The 24,396-nt window shown below is 65.8% G+C and carries 23 protein-coding genes; 8 read left to right on the top strand and 15 right to left on the bottom strand.

Going from position 1 to position 24,396, the window contains the following annotated elements; genetic code table 11:
- The first annotated feature begins 164 nt into the window (after positions 1-164).
- Genes ACYX4S_RS01375 through ACYX4S_RS01360 form a run of 4 tightly spaced genes read left to right on the top strand, consistent with a single transcriptional unit; the run spans position 165 to position 3,141 of the window.
- Positions 165-737, top strand: a complete 573-nt coding sequence (locus ACYX4S_RS01375) for a prephenate dehydratase (RefSeq protein ID WP_422069802.1) — start codon at positions 165-167, stop codon at positions 735-737.
- The gene (locus ACYX4S_RS01370) at positions 715-2,007 is read left to right on the top strand and encodes a DUF6421 family protein (RefSeq protein WP_476361599.1); all 1,293 of its coding nucleotides are present in this window, start codon (positions 715-717) and stop codon (positions 2,005-2,007) included. The genes ACYX4S_RS01375 and ACYX4S_RS01370 overlap by 23 nt, the downstream gene beginning before the upstream one ends.
- A 9-nt stretch (positions 2,008-2,016) precedes the next feature.
- On the top strand, positions 2,017-2,478 hold the full coding sequence (locus ACYX4S_RS01365) for a nuclear transport factor 2 family protein (protein WP_476361598.1): 462 nt from the start codon (positions 2,017-2,019) through the stop codon (positions 2,476-2,478).
- A 36-nt stretch (positions 2,479-2,514) separates the two neighbouring features.
- Positions 2,515-3,141, top strand: a complete 627-nt coding sequence (locus ACYX4S_RS01360) for a LysE family translocator (protein ID WP_476361597.1) — start codon at positions 2,515-2,517, stop codon at positions 3,139-3,141.
- A 71-nt stretch (positions 3,142-3,212) separates the two neighbouring features.
- Here the strand turns inward: ACYX4S_RS01360 and htpG are convergent, their stop codons facing one another.
- From htpG to ACYX4S_RS01325, 7 genes are all read right to left on the bottom strand, one after another.
- Positions 3,213-5,174 (bottom strand): molecular chaperone HtpG, encoded by a 1,962-nt coding sequence (gene htpG / locus ACYX4S_RS01355; protein WP_476361596.1) that lies wholly within the window; start codon positions 5,172-5,174, stop codon positions 3,213-3,215.
- A 122-nt stretch (positions 5,175-5,296) separates the two neighbouring features.
- A complete protein-coding gene (locus ACYX4S_RS01350; RefSeq protein WP_476361595.1) occupies positions 5,297-6,061 on the bottom strand; it encodes a glycerophosphodiester phosphodiesterase family protein in 765 nt (254 codons plus the stop codon).
- Between the two features lie 5 nt (positions 6,062-6,066).
- Positions 6,067-7,113 carry a Gfo/Idh/MocA family oxidoreductase gene (locus ACYX4S_RS01345; RefSeq protein ID WP_476361594.1) on the bottom strand — a complete coding sequence of 349 codons (1,047 nt, stop codon included), beginning with the start codon at positions 7,111-7,113 and terminating at the stop codon, positions 6,067-6,069.
- Positions 7,114-7,152: 39 nt separating this feature from the next.
- Positions 7,153-8,394, bottom strand: coding sequence for an MFS transporter (locus tag ACYX4S_RS01340; RefSeq protein ID WP_476361593.1), 1,242 nt, complete (start codon positions 8,392-8,394; stop codon positions 7,153-7,155).
- A gap of 43 nt (positions 8,395-8,437) precedes the next feature.
- A complete protein-coding gene (locus ACYX4S_RS01335; RefSeq protein WP_476361592.1) occupies positions 8,438-9,568 on the bottom strand; it encodes a metal-dependent hydrolase in 1,131 nt (376 codons plus the stop codon).
- Between the two features lie 45 nt (positions 9,569-9,613).
- Positions 9,614-11,731, bottom strand: a complete 2,118-nt coding sequence (locus tag ACYX4S_RS01330) for a 3-hydroxyacyl-CoA dehydrogenase NAD-binding domain-containing protein (RefSeq protein ID WP_476361591.1) — start codon at positions 11,729-11,731, stop codon at positions 9,614-9,616.
- A gap of 156 nt (positions 11,732-11,887) precedes the next feature.
- On the bottom strand, positions 11,888-12,721 hold the full coding sequence (locus ACYX4S_RS01325) for a 2-keto-4-pentenoate hydratase (protein ID WP_476361590.1): 834 nt from the start codon (positions 12,719-12,721) through the stop codon (positions 11,888-11,890).
- A gap of 217 nt (positions 12,722-12,938) precedes the next feature.
- Here ACYX4S_RS01325 and ACYX4S_RS01320 point away from each other — a divergent pair, with 217 nt between their 5' ends.
- On the top strand, positions 12,939-13,349 hold the full coding sequence (locus ACYX4S_RS01320) for an FKBP-type peptidyl-prolyl cis-trans isomerase (protein WP_476361589.1): 411 nt from the start codon (positions 12,939-12,941) through the stop codon (positions 13,347-13,349).
- A gap of 11 nt (positions 13,350-13,360) precedes the next feature.
- Here ACYX4S_RS01320 and ACYX4S_RS01315 read toward each other — a convergent pair whose 3' ends face one another.
- Together ACYX4S_RS01315 and ACYX4S_RS01310 are read right to left on the bottom strand one after the other, a co-directional pair.
- Positions 13,361-14,011 carry a CDP-alcohol phosphatidyltransferase family protein gene (locus ACYX4S_RS01315; RefSeq protein WP_476361588.1) on the bottom strand — a complete coding sequence of 217 codons (651 nt, stop codon included), beginning with the start codon at positions 14,009-14,011 and terminating at the stop codon, positions 13,361-13,363.
- A 35-nt stretch (positions 14,012-14,046) separates the two neighbouring features.
- Positions 14,047-15,633, bottom strand: a complete 1,587-nt coding sequence (locus tag ACYX4S_RS01310) for a xylulokinase (protein ID WP_476361587.1) — start codon at positions 15,631-15,633, stop codon at positions 14,047-14,049.
- A gap of 140 nt (positions 15,634-15,773) precedes the next feature.
- Between ACYX4S_RS01310 and ACYX4S_RS01305 the strand changes: the two genes are divergently transcribed.
- Positions 15,774-16,730, top strand: a complete 957-nt coding sequence (locus ACYX4S_RS01305) for a stealth conserved region 3 domain-containing protein (RefSeq protein ID WP_476361586.1) — start codon at positions 15,774-15,776, stop codon at positions 16,728-16,730.
- A gap of 2 nt (positions 16,731-16,732) precedes the next feature.
- Here the strand turns inward: ACYX4S_RS01305 and ACYX4S_RS01300 are convergent, their stop codons facing one another.
- Complete coding sequence (locus ACYX4S_RS01300) at positions 16,733-17,869, bottom strand: glycosyltransferase family 4 protein (protein WP_476361585.1); 1,137 nt, start codon at positions 17,867-17,869, stop codon at positions 16,733-16,735.
- Positions 17,866-18,672 (bottom strand): CDP-alcohol phosphatidyltransferase family protein, encoded by an 807-nt coding sequence (locus tag ACYX4S_RS01295; RefSeq protein ID WP_476361584.1) that lies wholly within the window; start codon positions 18,670-18,672, stop codon positions 17,866-17,868. Before ACYX4S_RS01295 ends, ACYX4S_RS01300 begins: the two co-directional genes overlap by 4 nt.
- A 93-nt stretch (positions 18,673-18,765) precedes the next feature.
- Between ACYX4S_RS01295 and ACYX4S_RS01290 the strand changes: the two genes are divergently transcribed.
- Positions 18,766-19,530, top strand: a complete 765-nt coding sequence (locus ACYX4S_RS01290) for a phosphocholine cytidylyltransferase family protein (RefSeq protein ID WP_476361583.1) — start codon at positions 18,766-18,768, stop codon at positions 19,528-19,530.
- 15 nt (positions 19,531-19,545) lie between these two features.
- Here the strand turns inward: ACYX4S_RS01290 and ACYX4S_RS01285 are convergent, their stop codons facing one another.
- Both ACYX4S_RS01285 and ACYX4S_RS01280 read right to left on the bottom strand, forming a co-directional pair.
- Complete coding sequence (locus ACYX4S_RS01285; RefSeq protein WP_476361582.1) at positions 19,546-20,766, bottom strand: LptF/LptG family permease; 1,221 nt, start codon at positions 20,764-20,766, stop codon at positions 19,546-19,548.
- On the bottom strand, positions 20,763-21,989 hold the full coding sequence (locus ACYX4S_RS01280) for an LptF/LptG family permease (protein ID WP_476361581.1): 1,227 nt from the start codon (positions 21,987-21,989) through the stop codon (positions 20,763-20,765). Before ACYX4S_RS01280 ends, ACYX4S_RS01285 begins: the two co-directional genes overlap by 4 nt.
- Positions 21,990-22,135: 146 nt before the next feature.
- Between ACYX4S_RS01280 and ACYX4S_RS01275 the strand changes: the two genes are divergently transcribed.
- Positions 22,136-22,609 carry a phosphatidylglycerophosphatase A family protein gene (locus tag ACYX4S_RS01275; RefSeq protein WP_476361580.1) on the top strand — a complete coding sequence of 158 codons (474 nt, stop codon included), beginning with the start codon at positions 22,136-22,138 and terminating at the stop codon, positions 22,607-22,609.
- Positions 22,610-22,614: 5 nt separating this feature from the next.
- Here the strand turns inward: ACYX4S_RS01275 and ACYX4S_RS01270 are convergent, their stop codons facing one another.
- Entirely contained in the window at positions 22,615-23,532 is a 918-nt protein-coding gene (locus ACYX4S_RS01270) for a phosphatidate cytidylyltransferase (RefSeq protein WP_476361579.1), read from the bottom strand.
- 20 nt (positions 23,533-23,552) lie between these two features.
- The gene (locus ACYX4S_RS01265) at positions 23,553-24,395 is read right to left on the bottom strand and encodes an SDR family oxidoreductase (RefSeq protein WP_476361578.1); all 843 of its coding nucleotides are present in this window, start codon (positions 24,393-24,395) and stop codon (positions 23,553-23,555) included.
- Between the last annotated feature and the right edge of the window lies 1 nt (position 24,396).

Raw genomic sequence — 24,396 nt, 5'->3', positions numbered from 1 at the left:
ATATCAGAAATAGATATTTGAATAACGCGCCAAAATACGAAATATAATAAGGTGAAATAGAAACAATAAAACAAAATAGACATGGTTATTTTTGGCATGGTCGAAATTTTGATGCTCGCAATATTGCGAATGCATCATGCTTTCAAATAAAGGGAGCCGTCCGTATGACATTCGATACCGCCCCCGCAGATCTCGCCGGCATCCGGCGCATCCGCACGCTCGGCCCCAAGGGCACCAACTGCGAGGCAGCAGCCCGACACTACGCCCGGTCCCACGGACTGGACGCCGAGATCGTGCTGCATGCGACGCTGGAAGAAGCCATCGAGCTTGTCATTCGCGAGCCCGGTTCGGCGCTTCTCGGCTGCGTGGTCTACCCGGACCTGCACCAGCTCGTGTTCCCCTATCTCGGCCGCATGACGCTTGCCGACCTTTTTCTCTTCGACACGTTCAACATGGTACTCGCGGCACGCAGTGCCGAGACGCCGCTCAAACGGATCGCCAGCCACCCGGCACCGCAATCTCTTGTCCCGCCCTCGGCGGAGACGCTTCTCGTCAACAGCAACTCCGAGGCCGCCCGCCTGTGCCGCGCCGGAGAGGTCGACGGCTGCATCACCACCCTTGCCGCCGCCCGGCAGGAAGGTCTCGAGGTGCTCTCCGACCATGGCCCCGTGCCGATGGGCTTCACCATCCATGTTCCCAGGATTGCGACCGCCGATGCCTACGCCGAAGCCGTCTGAGAGCCGACCCGACCTGAAAGGGCTTGCGGACCAGGTCGCTTTCGCGCTGGTGCGGCCGGTCGAGGAACTTGCGGCGCTGGAGCGGGAGGACGGGTCGATCGCCCGGCCGGATCACGACCGCACGAACGCCCTGCTGGAAGAGATTGCGCCGCTTGGCGCACTCCTGGCATCGGCCTGCGCGCAGGATGCCTATGCCACCGCCCTGCGCCAGGATATTTCATCCTGGCGGAGCAGCGGCCTGGACACGCCACCGGACTTCGCCCGCTCACGCGACGCCATCCATGCTCCCGAGGACGGAATGCCCTTCTTCTTCCTCGGCCCCTTGCGCCTGGCCAACGGCGCAAGGGCGGGATGGCGGTTCGAGACCTTCCTCTCACTCAGGGAGGAGCCGTCCGACCCGGCCTATCTGGCGCTCTACCGCCGCTATCCGCATCCGTCAAACATCTGTCAGTCCTCGCATCTGCTTGCCGGAAGCAACGGACTGACAAATGGCAACAACATCGTTTTCTTCCCTGAAAACATAAAGGCGTCGACTCCCGTCGCTCGGCAGAAGTACGCCATCTTCTTCTTCAACAAATTCCGGCGGATCTTCAACGAGATCACCATTCCGGCCGTGCGGGAAGCCACGCAGGACCTCGACATTGCAAACCCGACCGGGGACGACGCGCGAGCCTGCTACAAGGCCCGCTGCGTCTGGGGCTATCTGCACGACTACTTTCATCATCAGGGTCCGCGCCCCTTCGATACGCAGGTGGCGATCAAGACACGCTGGACGACCGGCCTCCTGGAGGAAATCAAGGTCGACCTGCAATCGCTCCTGGCCTGCCTGCACGACGATGTGGTCGACGGTCGGGCGGTCGCGGAGTTCATCCTGCTCGACCGCGCCTTTCGCTATCCGCTCGAGCCGGACTGGAACCGCAATTTCGACAGCGGCACGGGCCTGATCCTGCTCGCGCGATTGCTGGAGGCCGGAGCCATCGCCTTGACCGACACCGGGCGGATCCGCATCGACGGTGATCGCCTCCCGGAGGCCGCGGACCGGTTCATTGCGGAAATCGAGGCACTGGAGCGTCTCGACGACGAGGCCTATCCAGCCGGCGCAAAAGCACTGGTACGTCGCTACCTTCCCGAAGCAGGCACCCCCGGCGCCCGCTTCGACCGACCCGCACCACTCGCTGAAAGTGCAATGACGACACTTCCCCCGCCTGCGGCACTCAGCTTCACGCTCGCGGAGCTTCAGGCGAGTTGCACGGATCTCCTCCAATCCTGAGGACTTGTCATGCAAGAGAGAGCCGAACAGGCCGTGAAGGCCTATTTTGACGCTTGCAACTCAGGCGACAGGGATGCTTTCTATCGCCTGTTCGAACCTGATGCCTGCCACTTCCTGCCGAAAGGGATGTTCGGTCCGTTCCGGGACATCGAAAGCCTCTTCGACCAGTGGCGGCGGGATGTGATTGACAACGGTTCCTACTGGCTTCTGGACGCTGTCTTCGCCAACCCGAATGGACAGATGGCCTGTGCCGAATGGACCGCGGTCAAACCGGCACAGGATATCCATTTCCGGGGTGTCGACATCTTCGCCTTCACTCCGGAGGGACGGATACGCGAGGTTCGCGTTTACTACGCCGCGCCGCGCGATCCGACGATCGGGCCGAACGAGCTTGGAGGGTTCGACTATACGGCAGCCGGCTGGTCGGTCTCCCCGGACCGTCGTGGCCAGTTATCGGAAGACAGAATCTGAGGCCGCGGTTTTCGTCGCCTTCGGAGTGTCGATCGAATGACGCTGGAACAACTGCTTGCCTTTGCCCAGTTCGCCTACGTTTCGTCGGCAACTCCCGGCCCTAACAACGTGCTTCTGACCGCCGTCGGCGGTGCCGTCGGCGTGCGCCGGGGCCTTCCGGTGCTGTGGGGCATCGCCATCGGCTTCGCCGCAATGCTCTTCATTCTCGGACTGGGTATCGGGGAGACGCTGTTCTCGATTCCCTACGTGAAAGAGGGCATGAGGATTGCCGGCTTCGCTGTCCTGGCCTGGCTTGCCTGGCAGATCGCGACGGCACCCGTGGGGAGCGAAACGCCGGCTAGCGAAAAGGACGAAGCACCCGACACCGGGCGGCGCGGAAGCTTCCTCGGTGCAGCACTCTTCCAGTGGATGAACCCGAAGGCATGGATGATCGCCGGCGTTGCGATCTCCACCTACATGAGCCCGGATCTCGATGTCATCCGCCAGGCCACGACGTTCGCGGTCGTCTTTGTCGCCGCTGCCGCCGCCGGATGCCTTCCATGGCTCGCCTTTGGTGCCGTCATGCGCGTGAAGCTGCGCGACCCCAGGATTGCCCGCCCGTTCAACATTCTCATGGCGATGCTGCTGATCGTATCGATGCTGCTGGTGGCCTTCGACACCTGACCGGGTTCGCACACGCCGCTACACAAGGTGGAGCGGAGAGCGCCGGCCAAACGAACCGGCGCCCATGTTTCTCACATGCCCTTGCGCATCATCTCGGCCATGCGCCGTGCGAAACCGGCCGTGTCGGAGGGAAGCTCGCCGTCGAGAATCAGGGCTTGATCGAAAAGAAGCCAGGCCATGTCCTCGAGCCCGGTCTTGTCGCCGCCCGCCTCGAGGTGCTGCGACAGCCCCTTGAGAAGGCCATGCGCCGGATTGAACTCCAGAACCGGCGCGAAGAGGGCCGCACCATCTCCCTTCTGCCGCGCCATCAGCTTCTCGAACTGCCGGTCGGGTCCGTTTTCCGGAGCGACCAGACAGACCGGGCTTTCCGACAGGCGCGCGGACGCCTTCACATCCGACACCTTGTCGCCAAGCGTCTCCTTCAGGAAGGCCGTGACCAGTCCGACATCGGCACGCGCGCCGTCCTTGTCGTCCTCCGGCTTGTCGTCCGCCTCGCCGGCGTCCTTCTCGACGGGGATCGTTTCCAGCTCCGCCGAGCCCTGTGTTACCGAGCGGAACGGCTTGCCCTCGAAGCCATCCGCCATCTGCACCCAGAATGCATCGACGGGATCGTCCAGATAGAGCACCTCGACCCCACGCGCGCGAAAGCCCTCGAGTTGCGGGCTTGCGGCAATGGCCTCCCGGCTCGAACCGGTGGCGTAGAAGATCTGGGTCTGGTTCTCCTTCATGGAGGCCACATAGTCGGCGAGCGAACGCCACTCATCGCCACTGGTGGACGAGCGGAAGCGAGCCAGGGCCAGCACCTTGTCGCGCCGTTCGAAGTCCTCGTAGATGCCTTCCTTGAGAACCGGACCGAAATTCTCCCAGATTTTAAGGAAGGCGTCCTTGTCGTTCTCGGCAAGCTTCTGCAACTCGGACAGGACACGATTGGTGACGCCCTTGCGGATCGATTCCAGCACCGGATTGTGCTGCAGCATCTCGCGCGAGAGGTTGAGCGGCAGATCCGCGCTGTCGATGACACCGCGAACGAAACGAAGCCATGCCGGCAACAGATCGACATCGTCGGCGATGAACACACGCCGCACATACAGCTTCACCCGCCCCTTTCGGTCGGGATTGAACAGGTCGAACGGCTTCATGGAGGGCAGGAAGAGGAGCACGGAGTATTCGTGCCGTCCCTCCGCGCGGTAGTGAAGGGTCAGCGCCGGATCGTCGAACTGTCCCGAGACGTGACCGTAGAACTCCTTGTATTCCTCGGCGCTCACCTCGGATTTAGACCGCGTCCACAGTGCGGTTCCGTCCGTGAGCCGGCGCGGCTCCGCCGCACCGGTGTCCGCGTCATCCTCGGTCTCCTTGCCGATCTCGACAAGGGTAATGGGAACCGGAACATGAGCGGAATAGGACCGCACGATACGCTCGAGCGTCGCCGGATCGGCGTAGTCGAGCGCATCATCCTTGAGCGTCAGGATGACACGTGTCCCGCGCGAAGGTGCATCCGGATCGGACGGGTCGACCGGCTCCACGGTGAAGCTGCCCATTCCGTCGGACCGCCAGCGCCACACCTCGTCACTTCCCGCCGCCCGGCTCGTCACATCGACGCTCTCCGCCACCATGAAGGCGGAATAGAAGCCGACGCCGAACTGGCCGATCAGGGCCGCGCCGTCACGGGCCTCGCCCAGCTTGTCCATGAAGGCGCGCGTTCCCGAACGGGCGATCGTGCCGAGATTGGCGATCAGTTCGTCACGGCTCATGCCGCTTCCGTTGTCGGCGACCGTCAGACGCTTCGCGGTCCGGTCCGCCTCCAGACGGATCTCGAAGTCGGGATCGCCGGCAACAAGGCGCGGCTCCGTCACGGCCGCGTGGCGCAGCCGCTCGCAGGCATCCGCCGCGTTCGAGATCAACTCGCGCAGGAAAATGTCCTTGTTGGAATAGACCGAATGCACCATCAGGTGCAGAAGCCTTGCAACCTCCGCCTGGAAGGTGTGGCTCTCGGCGGCCGCCGTCTCCGGCATCTCAGTCGTCTCGCGGGTCATGGTCCTGTCTGCCTCTTTCGGGGTCTTCGTGATTGGGCGCGCCGGTCTCGACGGCAGTCCTGCCGACGACGGTCGCGCCTCGACATATCGTCGGTGCGGGGAGACGATTCAAGCCGTACCGTCTACTCCGGCCACACGCCTTCCTCTTGCGCCACGCGTTTCAGAAGTGACGGCCGGTCGGTCACGATGCCATTGATCCCGAGCCGGATGAGGCGTCGCATCTCGGCCTCCTCGTCTATGGTCCAGGCATGAACGGCGATGCCGCGACGGTTCGCGTGCCGGACAAAGCCGGCCGTGGCAAGGGGAACGCCATATTGGGTGAGCGGGACCTGGGCACAGGCCACATCCGGCACCGGCATCGGCATTCCCAGCGCCGCGAACCGGAGCGCTGCGACAGCACGGGGGCCCGAACTCAGACAAAGGTCCTTCCCCATGACGGCACGCGCCGCCCTCAATCGCCGGTCGGAAAACGAGGCCACGCAGATCCGGTCCAGACAGTTCATGCGGCGGATCAGTTCGAGTGTCGGCTCAAGCGCGTGATCCGTCTTGATGTCGATGTTGAAGCGCGCTCCAGGCCAGGTCTCAAGCGCCTCCGCCAGCGTCAGAAGCGGTTCCCCGCCCTCCATGCGAACGCCCGCGAGATCGGCCATCGCCTGCTCGGAGACAACGCCGCGACCGTCGGTGGTGCGCTCGAGACGGTCGTCATGAAAGACCACGACGGTCCCGTCCCTGCTCGCCTGAACGTCGATCTCGATAAAGCGGTAGCCGAGCCCGAGCGCGGCGGAAAAAGCCTGCCGGCTGTTTTCCGGGTTTTCCAGCCCGCCACCACGATGGGCAAGCGCGGCGAAGGGAGAATCGGCCAGGTAGGGATGCTCGAAGCGGGCCATCCGGGTCAGGTCCAGTGTCCCTCGGGAGAGAGGGCAATCCGGCGTCCCTCCCGTGCCGAGGCGTGCGCGGCCTCGATCACACCGATGGTCCTGGCGGCCTCGCGCATGGTGACGGGCACATCGCCCCCCGTCTCGATGGCCGCACGCATCCGCTTGTAGAATGTCAGCCAGTTCCCCTTCTCGGAGGGGATTTCACGCCGGGTGCCGTCCGCGAAGACGATCTCGCCGAAATCCGAGGGCTGCTCGACCCCGAACCCGGGCGCAAGCGGGTCCATCCCGGCACGCAGGTGCTCCTCCTGCGGATCGATCCCCGGCTTGCGGAAAAGCCCCTTGTCGCCCTCGAACCGGAAACGGTCACGCGGTGACGTGCTGAACAGGGTGACGCCGAGTGTCAGGCGTTGCCGTCCCTTGCCCATGAGCACTTCGAACCCATCGGCGGTCTCACTCCCCGGGCGCTGCGCGAAAACATCCGCCTGAAGCCAGTCCGGCATGCCGCAAAGAAGCAGCGCCTGGTCGATGAGGTGGGAACCCAGATCATAGAGATTGCCGGAGGCCGGCGCCGGCCTGTCCCGCCACCGGTCGAGAACAACGGGACGGAAGCGGTCCATGGTGAAGCGGGCGTTGGCGATTTCGCCGAGATGTCCTTCCCTGACGACCTTCTCCAGCGTCAGGAAATCGCTGTCGAAACGGCGGTTGTGATAGACGGCGAGCTTGAGCCCTTTCGCCTCGGCGAGATCGGCAAGCGCCTCGGCCTCTTCCCGTGTCGGCGTGGCCGGCTTGTCGACGACCACATTGAGTCCCGCCTCGAGCGCGGCCCTCACCTGTGACGCGTGGAAGACATTGGGCGTCACCACCACCACCAGATCGAGGCCCTGCACATCCAGCAAAGCATCGAAATCGGGAACGACGCGCGCCTCCGGGAACGTTTCCGCCGCCTCCTCCCTGCGGGAGGTGGCAAGCGCCGCGACCTCCATGCCCGCCGCCCTGACCAGAGGAGCGTGCAGATAACGCCCCGCCACACCGAAACCGGAAAAGCCAACCTTCAGGGCCATGATCTCTCCTTGTCGCGTTCCGCTGTCGCCCGCAAGGGGTCAGGCGGGCGCGAAGCGCGGCCGGCGGCTCTTGAAGAGAACGAGCGCGATGGCCGCGATGTTGAGCAGGTTCCATGCGATCCCGTTGAGGAACGCCGCCTGATAGGACCCTGTAAGATCATAGATCCAGCCCGACATCCAGCCGCCAAGCGCCATGCCGACGATCGTCGCGGTAATGACGACACCGACCCGGCTTCCGGCCTCGCGCGCGGGCAGGTACTCACGCACGACGATCGCGTAGCTGGAAACGATCCCTCCCTGGGCAAGACCGAAAATCAGCGACACGGAATAAAGGGAAGCCAGTCCGTCATAGGGAATGAACAGGAGAAGCGCGAGACACTGCAGAACCGCCCCGAGCAGCAAGGTATAGATCCCGCCGATGCGATCGGCGAGCAGACCGGAAATCACGCGGCTGGCAATGCCACCAAACAACATCAGCGACAGCATTTCCGCACCGCGCGCCACGCCAAAGCCCAGGTCGACGCAATAGGCCACGATGTGAACCTGGGGCATGGCCATGGCGACGCAACAACCAATTCCGGCGACGACGAGAACGCACTGGAGGGCACCGGGAGACAGGGTCGTCGCGCGCGCGGGCGGCGGATCGACCGGTCGGGTTCCATCGAGACGGGTAACCTGATGCGGCGCGGGGCGTCGCAGCAGAAAGGCAGCCGGAACGAGAACGACCAGACATATGATTCCGATGACGATGTAGGTGCCTCGCCAACCGTGGTCCTGCATCAGTTCCTCGATCACGAGCGGCCAGACGGCTCCCGCGACGTAGTTGCCCGCCGCCGTCACCGACACGGCAAACCCGCGCCGGCGGGCGAACCAGTGCGACACGTCCGCAAGCAGAGGGCCGAAGGTCGCTGCCGCGCCGAAACCGATCAAAACGCCCTGAAGCAACGTGAAGATCGCAAGCGAGGGCGCCTGCGACGCGAGCAGGAAGCCACCTCCCAGTGCCCCGGACGCGAGAGCCAGCGGCCCGGTGATCCCGAAACGGTCCACCATTCGTCCGAAGATCATGTTGCCAACGGCGAAACCCACCATCGTCGCGGTGTAGGGCAACGAGGCGTCCGCGCGATCGACGGCGAAGTCGTATTGCACCGCCGGAAGAACGACGATCACCGACCACATGCCCGCCCCGCCGATGGTCGCCAGAAACATGGACAGCACAAGCCGCATCCAGGCGTAGGGGCTGTCGACCCCGCCGGGCTCTATCGGAGCCGTTGCTTGCGTCATTCGTGTGGCCTCTCCTCCTCAGGCGCCGCGGCACCCTCCCGAACTACACCTTCCCGGGCAACGTGGCAATCTTGCCACTTTTACGCGCAACGGCGCGGCATACGGAAAGACTTTCGCCGACATCGCCGTCCAGGGGAGCTTCGGCCCGCTCTTCCGCAGGACGGCCGACCGGCTCTCCCGCAAACCGCTTGCCCAGCCAGTCGAGATCGTCCTCCACGATCCTCTGCCTGCTGAGAACCCGGCGCGGCGGGGTCATCTCGTCGAGGCCGTGCTCCGCCACACGGGCAACGGCAAAGCGGAACACGAAGGCGGGGCTCAGGCCCATCCTCAGGTCGGAGACGACCACGTCGTCCCCCTCGCGCTCGGCGGCGAGAAAACCATGGCTGAACCACGCAAGTTTGGCGAGCGCCGCATTGGGTCCCAGACAGGACAGCAGGTTCGCCCCACGCGGGTGGGAATGAATCACGGGAGGCGCGTCCCCGTCGAAAATCGACGGATAAAGCGTGTGGTAGCGATCACCGTCGATCGCCACCACTGTCCAGACCGCCGTATTGAAGGGGGTCGGAGTGGCAAGCAGACGGTCGGGCTGAATCCCGCGGGCCTCCAGAGCTGCAAGCGCGCGCGCCTCGCTGTGGCGCTGCAGGACAACGGACAGTCCCAGATAGGCCGTACTCGCGACCAGCACCGCGACACTCGCACGTTCCACGCCCCGGCTCCATTTCCCCCGCACAAGCACCCACACAAAAAGCGCAAGCAGGGGAAGCGTATAGAGCGGATCGATGATGAAGACCGATCCGACGCCGACCGGATCGGGAAACAGGGGCCAGAAAAGTCGTGTGCCATAGACGGTCATCGCATCGAGCAGCGCATGGGTCGTGAGGCACAACAACATGGTTGCGATCACCCGCCACCGGTGTTCGCGTCCGATGCGCAGCACGCGCCTCAGCACTTCGCCCAGCGGCGCGGCAAGTGCCGCATGCACGAGGAGCGAATGCGTCCAGCCGCGATGATAGACGAAACTGTCGACCGGATCGGCGAAGGGCAGGAAGACGTCGAGATCGGGCAGTGTGGCGACAAGCCCGCCGGCAATGGCCGCCTTGCGCACCCCGGCGACCTTGCCGAGACCCGCGGTCGCCACCGCCGCGCCGAGAACGAACTGGGTAAGGGAATCCATGGTCTGTGTCCGTATCCCGGCGCGACAGAGAAACCGCGTCGCGTCTCAGGCGTCCTTGTTGAGCGAGGCGAAGTCACGTCCTTCGGCAACGAGCTTCTCCAGAAGCGGCGCCGGTTTCCAGAAGAACGCATCTTCCTTCTCGAACTCGCGAATGTCGGCAAGGATGCAGGCAAGCCCCTTCTGGTCGGCGTACTGCATCGGCCCGCCGCGCCAGCGCGGGAAACCGTACCCGAAGAGCAATGTTGCATCGACGTCGAGCGGACGCAGGGCGATGCCCTCCTCCACGATCTTCGCCGCCTCGTTGATCATCGCGGCCATGTAGCGGCGCACGATTTCGTCCGGGCCGAAGTCGCGCGGCGTGATGTTCTTTTCCGTGCGCTCCGCGGCGATGATCTCCAGCACGTCCGGATCGGGGGCCCCCCGCCGCGCGCCGTCCTCATAGAGATAGAACCCGCGTCCGGTCTTCTGGCCGAACCAGCCGCGCTCGCAGATGCGGTCCGCGAATGTCGATACCCGCTCGCGCGGATCACGTGTCGCCGCACGCCGCTTGCGTCCGGCCCAGGCGATATCGAGGCCGGACAGGTCTCCCACCGCGAAGGGCCCCATGGCGAAACCGAAGTCCACCAGCGCCTTGTCGATGTCATAGGGGCTCGCGCCATCCTCGACCATGTAGTCCGCCGCACGCCGATAGGCATTGAGCAGCCGGTTGCCGATGAAGCCGTCGCAGACGCCCGCACGCACCGCCACCTTTCTCAGCTTCTTCGCCAGCGCGAAACCCGTGACGACGACATCCGCCGACGTCTTGTCCGCCACGACCACCTCGAGCAGGCGCATGACATGGGCCGGTGAGAAGAAATGGAAGCCGATCACGTCACCGGGCCGCGACACGCTCTCCGCGATCTCGTTGACGTCCAGATAGGAGGTGTTGGTCGCAAGGATCGCACCGGGGCGGCACACGGCGTCGAGTTTCGTGAAGACCTCCTTCTTCACGTCCATGTCCTCGAACACCGCCTCCACCACGAGATCGACGCTTGCAAGGGCGTCGTAGTCGGTTGCGGTTGCAAAGGCATCGGAGAGAAGGGCCTCGCGCTTTTCCGCGCTCATCTTGCCGCGTCGCACGCCATCGTCCAGCAGCTTGCCGACCGTGGCCCGCGCCCTTTCCGCCGCCGTGTCATCGCGCTCGACCAGCACCACCTTGTAACCGCTGGTGAGGAAAGCCACCGCGATGCCCGAGCCCATGGTGCCGCCGCCGATCACTCCGACATTCGCGACCTCGCGCGCCGTGGCGCTCCCCTGTTCCGGGATTTTCCCGACGGCACGTTCGGCGAAGAACGCATGGATCAGCCCTGCGCGCTGGTCGGACTGCATGAGTTCGGAAAAGAGTTCACGCTCGCGCGTCATGCCTTCGGGGAATGGCAGGTCGTAGGCGGCCTCGACCGCGTCGATCGCAACCATCGGCGAGATCTGCCCACGCGCCTTCTTCTTCGTTTCCTTGCGGACCCGCTCGAAGAGTTCGGCATCCTTCGCTCCGGCATCGAGCTTGCCGCTGGCACGCGCGGACACCGCTCCGGACAGGATGCGTCCGGCGAACTCGAGGCCCACCGCCTTCACGTCCTCACCCTCGACAACCTCGTCGACAATGCCGAGCGTCAGGGCCTCGGCGGCACCCACATGGCGGCCGGACGTAATGAGATCGAGCGCGGCCTGCGCCCCGGCAAGGCGCGGCAGCCGCTGTGTGCCGCCAGCACCTGGCAGGATGCCGAGCGTCACCTCGGGAAGTCCCACCTTGCCGCTGGCAAGCATCACCCGCGCGTGACAGCCGAGCGCCACCTCCAGCCCTCCGCCAAGAGCCGTCCCGTGCAGGGCCGCGACGACCGGCTTGGAGGCATCCTCGATGCGCTGGATCACCGCCGGCAGAAACGGCTCGGCCATGGGCTTGCCGAACTCGCGAATGTCCGCGCCAGCAATGAAGGTGCGGCCCGCGCCGTAGATCACCGCCACCTTCGCGGCCTCATCCGCCTCGAACCGTTCGACGGCTTCCTGCAGACCGGCGCGAACCGCCTGCGACAGGGCATTGACCGGAGGATTGTCCACCGAGATCAGGGCGATCCCGCCCTCCAGCATGTAGGAAACAGGGGCGCTATCGGACCGGCCGTCTGACACTTGGCATTCTCCTCCTCGTGCCGGCGGTTCGCGGGAAACATGCGAGACGCCGGTGACTTGTTTCAGTGCGGCGCATTCTAGGCGCGCGGGCACGTCTTGCAATCCCGGTATTTCAAGCTTGAAACATCATCTCGCACCGGCATTCCTTCGGGCCGGTCAAACGACCTGAAGCACCATGTCCCGAAGCGGCAATCCTTCGATACGCGTTTCCCAGCGTTCACCGGCGGCAACCGGGAAGGCGCGGGTCAATGTTCCCGTGGTCACGACATCGCCCGGCCCGACGGCAGTGGCGAGCGCCGTTGCCGGCAACCCCTCCACGAAGGCCTTGAGTGCGCTCAACGGCCCACCCAGCACGTTCTGGGACCGTCCGGTATCGACCTTTTCATCGTCGCGGAAGAGATCGAGCGTGAATCCCTCCAGCCGCTCGAACCAGATGCTCCGGTCCGCCTCGCCAAGCGTGACGAACGGCCTGTGAAGCAGTTGTCCGTGAAGGGCGAACGCGGCGACCGTGTCCGCAGCCCTGAAGACCCAGTCGGGAAAAGGGGACTGCACCATCTCGAAGCCGAGGGCAACGCCGTCAATGGCCTCAAGCAGGTCCGCCTCCGTCATGCCCGCCTCGAGCGGACGGGCAATGCGGAAAACGATCTCCGGCTCGATGCGCGGTTCCATCAGCACGGCGGCCCGGCAGGCACCCGCATCTTCCGCCACTTCCTGCACCGTGGTGTCGAAGACCGGCCCCCAGATCGGGGCATGAACGTTGTACTCGCGCCAGATGGTGCGGTTGGTGAAACCGATCTTCCAGCCGCAGGGTGTCTCGCCGCGCGCCACCCGCTCGGCACGGATCGCCGCCTGCACCCGGTAGGCACGCCCGAGATCGAAGTCCGCGTCCTCGTCGGTGATGGGCGTCCGGCTTCCCGCCACCTCGGCGATGGCCAGTATCGCGCGCGCCTGCTCGAGATCCTCCCGTCCTCCCGTCAAATCACTCATCATCAAGCCCTTTCGCTGACCTTTTGCCACTCCACGCCCGTCTTTCATCACGATGACGGCAGGGACCGGCGCGTGCAAGCTCGGGCCGAGCCGCCGCGACACAGTGAACGGCTTGACCTTTGCTGCGATGCAGCGTTCTTATGTCGCCACCTGAGCCCCGGCGTTGGTCGGGGTCGGCACCCCATTCGGGCCGTGTGCCCAAAGACTGTTCGGAGTTCCCATGCCGAAACTGCTGAGCGCCTTCGTGGCGATCCTTGTCGCGGCCGCCGCGGCCGCCGTGTTTTCCGGCTTCGCTTCCGCCGACAGCCTCAAGATCAGGGATCTCGTCGTCGGAACCGGCGACGAGGCCGTGAACGGCGCCGTGGTGACCGTCCACTACGACGGCTACCTGATGGACGGCACCAAGTTCGATTCCAGCCGCGACCGCGGTGAACCCTTCTCCTTCCCCCTGGGCGGCGGCCGCGTCATCCAGGGTTGGGACAGGGGCGTTGCCGGCATGAAGGTCGGCGGAATGCGTGAACTCGTCATTCCGCCCGAGCTTGCCTACGGCTCACGCGGCGCCGGCGGCGTTATCCCGCCCAACGCAACGCTGCGCTTCGAGGTCGAACTGCTCGGCGTCGACAAGAAATAACGACGGTCCGTTCAGGACCCGCCGCCCGGGTTGTCTTCGGCGGACCGCATGTCGGCGGCCTGAAGCAGCCTCACCGCCCGTGCGATCCGCTGCACGGCGGTGAGGTGCGACAACGCGGCGTAGAGCCCGAGCCCCACTGCGAGCACCGGTCGCGCGCCGATCCCGACAACCGGCAGAATACCGGCCGCGATCAGAACGGCGCAGAGGAAGATGATCCGCTCGAGCCTTTCGAAGAGATCGGGCCAGGCCTCGTTGCTGATCGGGATCTCGATGGCCGTGCGCGCCTTGGCGTAGCTGGTCAGCACGCCGCCGGAAAACGCCAGCAGCGCCAGCCACCAGAGGTCGGCAACCGCCGCGATCGCGGCGAGCACCACGAGTTCCTGATAGCGGTCGACCATGGCATCGAAGTAACCGCCCGACTTCGTGCACATGTCCCGCCGCCGCGCCACGGCGCCATCAAGCGCGTCGAAGGCAAAGGCGAAGGCAAGCGTCACGCCGAAAACGAGCGGATTGCCGTGCCACAGGTAGAGACCCGACGTCAGCGCGACGAGCACAAGCCCCGTCGCCGTGACCTGGTTCGGCGTCATGCCGATCCGGATCAGCGGCGTGGCCATGGATTCCCACAAGGGGTCGATGTGGCGCTTGAACAGTCCGTCGATCATGAAAAGGGTTCCGTTTCTGCCGCGCGGGATAAATCTCAGGTGCGATAGAGCGCGAGAAGATGCTTGCGTGCCCGTTCAAGCCGCGCCGAACGGCGGTCGCATCTGGCCATGCCTTCGGCCTCGGGCGTGTAGATGGCGCTCGGGCCGGACGCCAGGACGGGCGCCGCCTCCTCCACCTTCGAAAACCAGCCGAGCGCGACGCCGGCGATGGCCGCCGCGCCGCGAACACCTGCATGACGCGGCGCACGAACTTCCACGTTGCGCTTCAACGCGTCGGCAAGAAGCTGGGCAAACAGCGGATTGACTGCCGCGCCACCGACGAGAGGGATCGGAAGGTCGTGGCGCACGCCCTTTTGCTTTGCCACCTTCGAGAGCGCCCAGCGCATGTTGAGCGCGACACCTTCCAGCGTCGCCCGCAGCAGTGCGTCGCGATCGTGGCGCACGCCAAGTCCGTGAAAGACGCCACGCAGCCGGTCATCATCCACCGGCACGCGCTCGCCCGCGAGCCAGGGAACGAACACGGGATCGTCCTCGCGCAAGGGACCTATGCCGTCGTAGAGCGTGTCGAGGGCCGCATCGCTGTCCCCTGCACTTTCACCCACCAGCCGTGCCGCCCAGGCAAAGGCGGTACCGGCGCTTTCCTGCGTCGCGATCAGAAGCGGACGGAAGGACACGGGGCTGGATATGGTGGCGAAGGAATGGAAGATGTCGATCCGGCGCGAGGGAAAGAAGCCCGAAAGCCAGGCGCTGGTGCCCGCGTAAGCGTGCAACTCGCCATCCGCCATGGCGCCTGAACCGATTGCCGTGGCCCCCACGTCGCCCGCGCCCGCGATCACCGGCAGACCGGTCGCCAGCCCGAGACCGGCGGCTGCGTCCGGCAGAAGGCCGCCAGCGACCGCCGTCCCGTCGACGATCTCGGGAAGCTTGTCGAGCGGGATGCCGAGACGTCCGGCGAGATAGGCCGACCATCCCTCGCGGCCCGGGCGCGTGTCCATCATCCAGGTGAGGTTGGCGCTGTCGGCTGTCGTCACGCAGGCCCCGGTGGCACGCATCACGAGCCAATCCTTCACATCCAGGAACTTGTCGGCCGCGTCCCAGACCTCCGGTTCGTTCCGCTTCAGCCACAGCATCTTGGCCGGAGGATCCATCCCGTTGTGCGACGGCGCGCCATTGGCGATCCGCGTCCATGCGAGAAGCTTGTCGAGACGGTAGCCGGCGAGACTGGGAAAGCCGCCGTTCATGGTCCGGGACAGGGTCCCGGCGCGCTTGTCGAGCCAGATCATTGCCGGGCGCAACAGGTCACCCGTCCGCGAGACACTGACGACACCACACATCTGCGCGCAGAACACCAGGGCGACGGCGCGATGGGAAAGGTCCGGCACCTCGCGGCGCAAATCCGCGACACCGTTTGCAAGCGCCGTCCACCAGTCTTCCGGATCCTGCTCCGCGCCGTCGTTTCCCGGCAGCGACAGCGGATAGGGACGCGTCGCGGTGGCGACAAGGGCGAGATCCCGGTTGATCGCGGCCAGCTTAACGCCCGAGGTTCCGAAGTCCGCCGCAATCACCAGCTCTTGCCCACCGGCACCGGCTTGCGGTGTCTCGCGCTCCGAAATCCCTGACACGTCCTGCTCCCCGGCCCTTGTCCGGCCGTCGCGATTGCCGCCCGGCCCGCATCGGGTTTATAGAGATCGGCGGCAAATGAGAACCGGTCTTCTTGTCCGGATTTTCGATGTCCCCCTGCCACACCAACGTGAAGACGGACATGAGCGATCCGATCGACGTCGTCTACACCTGGGTCGACGACAGCTTCGCCGGCTACAGCGACACCCTTCAGGCCCATGCCGACGACCCGCGCGACGCCAGCCCGAACCGCACCCGCGACAACCTGGAGACCCTGCGCTACTCGCTGCGCTCCCTGGAACGGTTTGCGCCCTTCGTGCGACGCGTTCATCTCCTGACGTGCCGTCCGCAGGTTCCAGCCTGGCTCGACACCGCCCGGGACGATATCCGCGTCGTGCATCACGACGAGATCATGGACCCGGCGATCCTTCCGACCTTCAGTTCCTTCGCCATCGTCAGCCATCTGTCGAAGTTGCCGAACCTGAGCGAGCGGTTCCTCTATTTCGAGGACGACATGCTTGCCTTCGCGCCCCTGAAGGCAGCGGATTTCATGACACCGGATGGCCGGGCGAGGATGTTCATGCGGCGCAAGCATGCGCCGGTACGCGAGAAGGTCGATCCCGGCCGGTCCAGCCCGTGGGACCTGGCGCTCGCAACCGCAAACGAGGCCCTCGACAAGGTGCACGGCAAGGAGCGGCGGAACTATCTCGCCCACGGCCCCATCCTGATCGACCGGGCCGTCTTCGACGACATGCTGGAGACATTCCCACGGGAAATTGACGCCACGCGCCGCGCACGCTTCCGCGCGGACGGCACCATCCCGCCGGAATATGTCTACCCCCAGCATGCGCTGAAGACAGGACGGGCCGAACGCGCGAGCCTAGCGGAAGTTCACCGGATGGCCGGCTACGCCTCGCTCGAGAATATCCTGCCCTGGACGGTCTTCCAGCTTCGCCGTCTCGAATGGCGCAAGCCCCGCACGGTCACGCTCAACGACAGCTTCGGCACCGCCCCCAACCCGCGCGTCGTGGCGCATGTGCGCAAAACCCTGGAAAAGTGGTTTCCGACACCGTCCCGCTTCGAACGCCGGGACTTCTGACGTCAGGACCAGGCAAGGGCGTCTTCGTAGAGCGCCAGATAGGACGGCCCGGTCGCGGCGATGTCCAGCGCGGACGATCGTGTCGCCCCCCAGTCCCTCAAGCGTGAAAGGGCCGTTGCATCGCCGGCCAGCGCGACGAGACGCGCCGCGAGTGCGGAAGCATCGCCAGGCGGAACGAGAAGTTCCTCGCCGCCGCCTGCAAGCACCGACGCGTAGCCGTCATTGGCGGCGGCAACGGGAACTGCGCCCCCTGCCATCGCCTCGATCAGCACGATACCGAAGCTCTCCCCGAAGGGGGCTGGCGCGGCGAAGATATCGGCCTTGGCCATGAGGACCCGCGCGGCGTTGTCGTCAGGCGAAGGCACCAGAACGATCCGCTCGCCGTGGGGCGCGGACATTGCCGCGTGAACGAGCGGTTCGAGCGATCCGCCGCCGGCGATCGTCAACCGGGCTCCAGGAACCCGCGCGGCGACCTCGGGCCATGCCGCCAGAAGCACGTCGAGCCCCTTGCGCGGCTCGAACCGTCCGAGAAACAGGATGTCCGGCCCGTCGGCCGATGTCTTCCCCATCGCATGTCGCGCCCTTCCCTGCTCGCGCCAGGCGGTCAGGTCGACCGAGGGCGGAATGACCTCGACCCGGAGACCGGACGGCGGCGACAGATGAGCGAGCGGCGAGCGCGAGGGAACGACCAGCGCCCGCGCATGAGCTAGGAAATGATGCCCCGCACGCCGCAGCAGGCGCGCCGAAAGTCCCGTCGCATCCCGACCGGGAAGCGTTGCGTGAAAGGTCGCCACCATCGGCAGGCCGAGCCGGCGCCAGACCTGCCAGGCAACCAGGGGCGTCCAGGGCGTGTGCAAGTGCACGATGTCGGCGCGAAACTCGTCCTTGAGCCTGGAAACAAGCGCACGAAGCTCGCCGGGTCCGGCAAGGCTCACCTCGAAACGGGTGGAGAACATGGAAACGAGCCGCGCGGCCCCGCAATGTTCGACACCCGGTACCGCACCGCCCGCGACCGGGCGTGGCGCGACAATGCGCGTTTCATGCCCACCCGCATTCAGGAACCCCGAAAGGTCACGGACATGTGCCTGCACCCCTCCGGGACGCGCCATGTCATAGGGGCAGACCTGAATGATCCTCACCGTGATGCGTCCCCGGCTCCGTCCCGCCCACTCTCTTGCCTCCTGGCGGTCGAGAGTGTCGCGACAAGCGCGTCCGCGACATCCGCCAATGCATAGACGAACAGGAAGACAAGGACGCCCGGAAGGAACCCCCATATGGCACCGGCCAGAACCATTGGCGCGATCGCACCGCTAAGGCCGGCGAACAGCGCGACGACGGCCCCCCCGGCCGTGAGGCGGGGAAGCGGCGCTGCTTTCGCGTCCTGCTCGGCAGGCACCGCGTCGCGCACAACGCGGGCAAGGAGCCGCGTCCAGGCGGCGCCGAGACCCACGAAGGTCCATGCAAGTCCGGGCTCTCCGCCTTCGATCGCCGCGATGACCCGATCCGCGACAATGCCCGTCGAGACGTAGAGTGCGCCCCATTGCGCCATGTCGACCAGATAGTCGACGACGGCCCCGAGCCGTGAACTCCGTCCGGTTGCCCGTGCAAGCCCTCCGTCCACGCAATCGATGACCTGGAACACAATGCCGAGCAGGCCCACCGCCAGCGCCGCCCACCAGACCGAAAACGCCAATGCGGCGAACGGCATCGCCACCACGAGCAGAAGTCCGGCAAGCGTTACAGTGGTCGGAGACACGCCGGTCGGCAGGAGAAGACGCACCAGCACCAGGCTTGGCACCCTGTAGAGCAGCGCGACGGCCCAGTCGGTTCGCAGTTCGCGCGCGAGGCTGTCGCGACGAAACCGTCGCAGCATGTCGGCAAGCGTCGGGGCGCCCTGTCCCTGTTTCCCCGTGCCGGGGTCGGATTTCGATGTCGTCGTCATTGCCCCGCAGCCTGTTCCTCGGAACGGCCCCAGCTTGCCCCTTGACCGGGGCTCTCGTATACGTTGACCGCCTTATAACAAAGTGGCGGTTCCATGCGCGATATCACCTCGATTTTTCTGGCCGCCGGGCGCGGCATCCGCATGGGCGAGCGTGGCCGCATGACGCCCAAGGGGCTTCTGTCCATGGGCGGGCGCACCTTCTGCGAGGAAGCCGTTGCGACCCTGCGCCAGCATGGCCTTCAGCGGGTGCGCATCGTCACCGGGCACCTCGCCGACCAGTATGAGGATCTCGTCGCGACCCGCCTCGACGGTGTGGAGACGCGACACAATGCCGCCTTCACCGAGAAAGGCTCTCTTCACAGCCTCATGGTCGGCCTGGAGGGCATCGACGGCCCGTGCCTGGTGCTCGAATCGGATCTGGTCTTCGAGCCGCGCGCGGTGGAACGGGTTCTTGCCGAGACGGATCGTTCGGCGCTCCTGGTGTCCGGTTCGACCGGCGCTGGCGACGAGGTCTATGTCTGGGCGGACGAGCGCGACGGCACTCCTTGCCTGCGGGACATGTCGAAGCTCTCCGACCGCTGGCCGGACACTCCACGCGGCGAACTGGTGGGACTGACCTATCTCACCGCGGAGGCCGTTCGCGGTCTGCGCGAGATCGCGCCCTCACTCCTCGCGGAAACGGTGATGGCCGACTATGAGAGCGGCCTCGTGGCGCTGGCCAGCGAGCACCCGGTCACCTGCCCGAAGGTCGAAGATCTGGCCTGGGCCGAGGTGGACAACGAGGACATGCTCGCCCGGGCGACCGCGAAGGTCTATCCGCGTATCCTCGCCGCCCGCCAGATGCCCGAGGGCAACTGACGCACTCACATTCGGCTAATGTGGCCTTGCCAGAACACGCTGGGCGATCAGCGTGCCGGCGAGCGCGAGCGCGATCGACAGCCAGCTGCTGGTGAAGCCCGACAACGCGCCGATCTCTCCCATGGCCCAGGAGACCTTGGTCGCCACCAGCGCGAAATAGCCGCAAAGCGCCAGCACCACGATGCGAGCCGGCGCGACGATGCGCCCGGAGCCGGCGATGGGGGCAAGGCTCGCCCCCAGAAGCGCATAGGCCCCCGGAAGCAGGAGCGCGGCCCAGCGTCGCCAGAGCGCCGCATCCACATCGGGTCCCTTGAGCGGATTGTCCGGCGCCGAGAGCCGCTCCAGCGGTTCCTGGGGCAGATAGAACGCCGGCACGTCATAATAGCTCAGCGTTTCGGGCAGAAGCGGCAGGTGCAGTTCAAGGGTCGGATAGCGACTGATGAGATAGAGCGAGGTCTGCGAGTAGCTGCTCTCGCCACCGGTCTCCCCGTCCCCGGGCAGACGCGACCAGAGAGCGACATCCTCGAGCCGCCAGAAGCCGGGCCTCTCGGCGGGCTCCGCATGGCCGGCAACGAGAACATCCTTAAGATCGCCCGCCACGACACCGCGATACAATTCCAGATCGGCAAGTGCCGGGGTGGCATCGCGCACGACCCTCGCGCGGAGCACGTTGCCATCGACCACGAACCAGCGATGGCCCTCGATCTCGCCGGACGCGAACCGCCGCCCGTAGCCGCCGAGACCAAGATCCGCCTGCGCGAAGACGGCTGCCGGTCGCCACCAGCGCTCCAGCATGAATTGCACCGATCCGGTCATCGCAGCGAACATGCAAACGACAGCAAGCGTCTGGCGCGGCGACCAGCCGGCAGCGGACAGGATCACCGTCTCGCGACCGAACAATCGCATCAATTCCGCAGCGAAGACGCCAATGAAACAGGCTACCGGGAACAGCCGCGTCGCAATGTCGACGCCCCGGTATCCGAGATAGAGTGCAAGCAGACCCGCACGATTTTTTCCCAGCTCATCGGCCCGCGCCAGAACATCGTCGAGCGTCTGCGCGAGATCGATGGCCCAGGCGATGATCAGGAACATCGTCATGACGAGCAGGGCCGCCTTGAGATGGGCGCCAAGCGCCCGCCGCCCTGCAATACCGAGAACGGCACCGGCGTGCGGTACCGGCCGTCTCGGGCGCGGCACGGCAACATGTCCCGGGCTGGCGGACGCTGTTTCCATCATGCCCGCTCGTTCACCGGCCGAAGCAGCGCGGGCGCGCGACGTCCAAGCCCCAGGCCGAGAAGCACGACCAGACCGAGACCGATACAACCCCCCGTCAGCAGCATCGCCAGTCCGCCCTGCTCCACCGCCACCCCGGCAAGAAACGCGCGCAGCCCCACATCGAGAACGAGAAGCGCCCCGCAGGACAGCGGCAGTGCGAGGAAACCGGCAAGACCACCGGCGGCCAGCGCACAGGCGACAAGCGCGAGCATCGGCGCGACAAAGGCGGCGATGGCGCGTGCGCTGCGCTCACCCGCGATCTCCAGCGCCTCGGCACCTGTCGTTCCCCCATCGCGCCCGCGCTCGAGCGCTTCCGACAGGGTCCACTCTCGGGCAATGTCGGTACGCTGCGCGAACCGCAGGATATTGTCGAGGCTGACGGGCATGGAAACGTTCTCGACCTTGACCCGCGGCAGCATCGGCACGGAAGCCATGTCTCCGGCCCCAAGCGCGCGCAGGTTTGGCCCGCGTCCGGCGTTCAGCACGCTGGGGGCTCCCTCCTCCGCCACGGGCACGAAATCATAGGCGATCACCCGACCAAGCCCCAGATCGTAGCTGCCCTCGTCGTCGGGACCGATCAGCGACCAGTTGCCGGCCTGGGTCACGCGCCAGCTTCCCCGTTCTCCCGGCTGGTGCACGAAAAGGCTCTCGTGCGGCGGTGAGACGGACGTGTCGCTGAGCGCGGCAAAGGTCCGTCCGCGAATCGTCTCGATGAGCATGCCGTCGCTCGGCTCGGTCAAACGGCGAAACAGAAGGTCGCTCTTGAGTTCGAACACGACGCTGCGCGTCGCATGTTTGGACAGCGGATCGAGAAATCCGGACACGGCAAGGCTCAGCACACCGGCAACGACCCCGAGTGACAGGGCCACCCTCAGGGGAAGTTGCCAGGATACGCCGGCAGCCGACAGCGCCACGAGTTCACGTTCCTCGCGCGCGGCGGAAAAGGCGAAATACCCGCCGATCACACAGGCAAGCGCCAGCGCGAAATCGAAGATCTCCGGGGAGGTCATGAGCAGGATCAGCAATGCCGAGGGCACCCGCCCGCCATTGCCGAGCACTTCCTCCAGTACGCCCGTGGCCTTTTCGGCCAGAAACACGATCTCGATGGTCCCGACGACAATCGCAACCTTGGCGAAAACGCGCAGGAACAATCCGCGCGCCGCAATGGAAACCAACGGTCTCACCAGGGAAACCCTTTGCTCGGCTCACCAATCACCTTGGGCAGGATCGCCTCCCGAAACCCGTCATGCTAGTTAGATCTCCCGCCCGGCCGGGGGCAAACCGGTGACCGCGCAACTTCTATTGCCAAGCCTATCACAGGGATACACGGATGGGACGCTTCATCGGGGCATTCGCCCACAGCCTGGCCCTTTCCCTCGGTGCGGGCCTGTCCCCGGTGTGGCCGGGTACGGTCGGTGCCGTGGTCGGGCTGGCGGTTGCCCTGCCGTTCGCGCTTTCGGGCATCTTGGCAAAGCTCGCGATGCTCGCGGTCCTGTTCGCGGTCGGGGTCTGGGCATCGGCATATGTGGCGCGCCTGCGCGGTATCGACGACCCTCAAGAGGTCGTCATCGACGAAACCTTCGGCGCCGCGGCTGTCGTGCTCTTCCTGCCGGCCGGACTCCTGTGGTGGATTGCCGGTTTTCTTGCGTTCCGCTTCTTCGACATCAACAAGATCTGGCCGGTCAACCGCCTGCAGGATGAAGTCAAGGGCGGGCTCGGCATCATGCTGGACGATGCGGGCGCCGCTCTCTGGTCGCTGGCCGTGCTCGTTCCGCTCGCATGGTTTCTCGGCGCCTATCCCTGAACGCGTCAGCCAAGGCTCCCCAGAAACACCAGCAGCGGCCCCGCAATGAGCCAGGCATCGGCGATGTCGAGCAATCCGCCCTGGCGCGGCAACACCTGCGGATAGTCCTTCACGCCCGATGCGCGCTTGAGCCGGGAGCCGGCGAGATCGCCGACAACGGCCGCCGCCGCGATCAGCGCCGCGACCAGGAGTGACATCACGGGAGACCAGCCAAGGACGAAGGGACCGAGCAGCAGCGAGGTCAGGGCGAGCATGGCCCCGCCGACGGCCAGTCCCTCGACGGTTTTCCTGGGGCTGAGCGTGGGAAAGGCGGGACGTCTTCCGAACAGCTTGCCGCCGAGAAGCGCGTAACTGTCGTAGGTTTCCACGAGAAGGAACGCCAGAAGCAAAAGCCCCGCGCCCTCCTCCTGTCGTGCAGCGGAGACGAACAGCACGAGCGGCACGACGGGAAACACCAGAAGTTCCGCCACGATACCGAGGGCGACCACTCGTTCACCGATGATCCGCCAGGCAAGGGCCGCGATCAGGACCAGCCCCGCTCCGGCGACAAAAAGACCGGCAAAGGGCACATACGCCAGACCGAGGGACACGGCGGCAACAGCGAGACTTACGGGCAGGACCGCGTGGCGAAGCGCACCCGCGCGACCGCCCGGCAAGCGGTGGAGCGCGACACTCGTCGCCTCGCGAACGATGCGGAATGCGAGCAGGAACAAGGCGACATCGAGAACCCGCCCGCCGGCGAGCACCGGCAGCAGCCCGCCGGCCACGATGACGATCTCGGTGAGAAAGACAGGCCACAGCGGACGCGCCCTGGCGGCCGTTGCCGGAACCAGACTTCCCGCCCCAAGCAGCAGAAGTCCGATCCCGAGTCCGGCCAGGATCGCCAGAGCGACCATGTCCAGCGGCACCGGCGGGAGTGCCAATGCGGATAGATCCGGGCCGCTCATCCCTTGCGGAAGAGCTTTTCGTGCCGCCGCGCCACCCGGACCTGCCAGGCCCTGAGCGCGGGCGCCAGCAGGCTGTGCGCATGGGCAAGCAGGCGCATCTGGACGCCCGGCGTAACGAGGAAACGTCCGCGCTCGGCACCGCGCAGGATATCTTCCGCGATCCGGTCCGCCGCCCACAGGCCGCCACCGCCGGTGATCTCCTTCGTCGCCGCCGGCTTGGTCAGCGCCTCTGCGGCAAGCTGGGGCGTGTCGGTGTCGGGCGGATAGGCGAGCGTCACCTCGATGCCGCTTGCGGCCAGTTCGACGCGCAGAACTTCCGCCAGCCCGCGCATGGCGAACTTCGAGGGAGCATAGGCGCCATAGCCGTAGATCCCGAAAAAGGCCGCGCCCGAGGACACGAAGACCATCCGTCCACGGCCCACGGCTGCCATCTTCGGCGCCAGTTCATGGGCAAGGGTCAGTGCACCGAAGTAGTTGGTGCGCATCTGGTCGACATGGTCGGAAAGCGGCTGTTCGACGAAAAGTCCGGGGCGCGCGATCCCCGCGTTGAAAACCACCCAGGAGGGAATGCCCAGACGCCCGACGAGCGCGTGGGAAGCGGCGCGGGCGGCAGTCTCGTCGCCAACGTCCGCCGCGATCCACTCCACCCGAGCACCCGGCACCTCGGCGGCAAGCGCCGCCTCGGTTTCCGCCAACCGGCCCTCGCCACGCGCGATCAGTCCAAGGTCGAACCCGCGCAGCGCAAGCTTTCGGGCAAGCGCCCGACCGATGCCGCTGCTGCCCCCGGTAACGAAGGCAACAGGCCGCCCGGCCGTGGAAGCACCGCGCGCCCCGCCCATG

Source organism: Stappia sp. ABD4_338 (assembly GCF_056312175.1).
The sequence above is the reverse complement of the archived record's forward strand: the minus strand, read 5'-3'. Positions and strand labels throughout refer to the sequence as shown.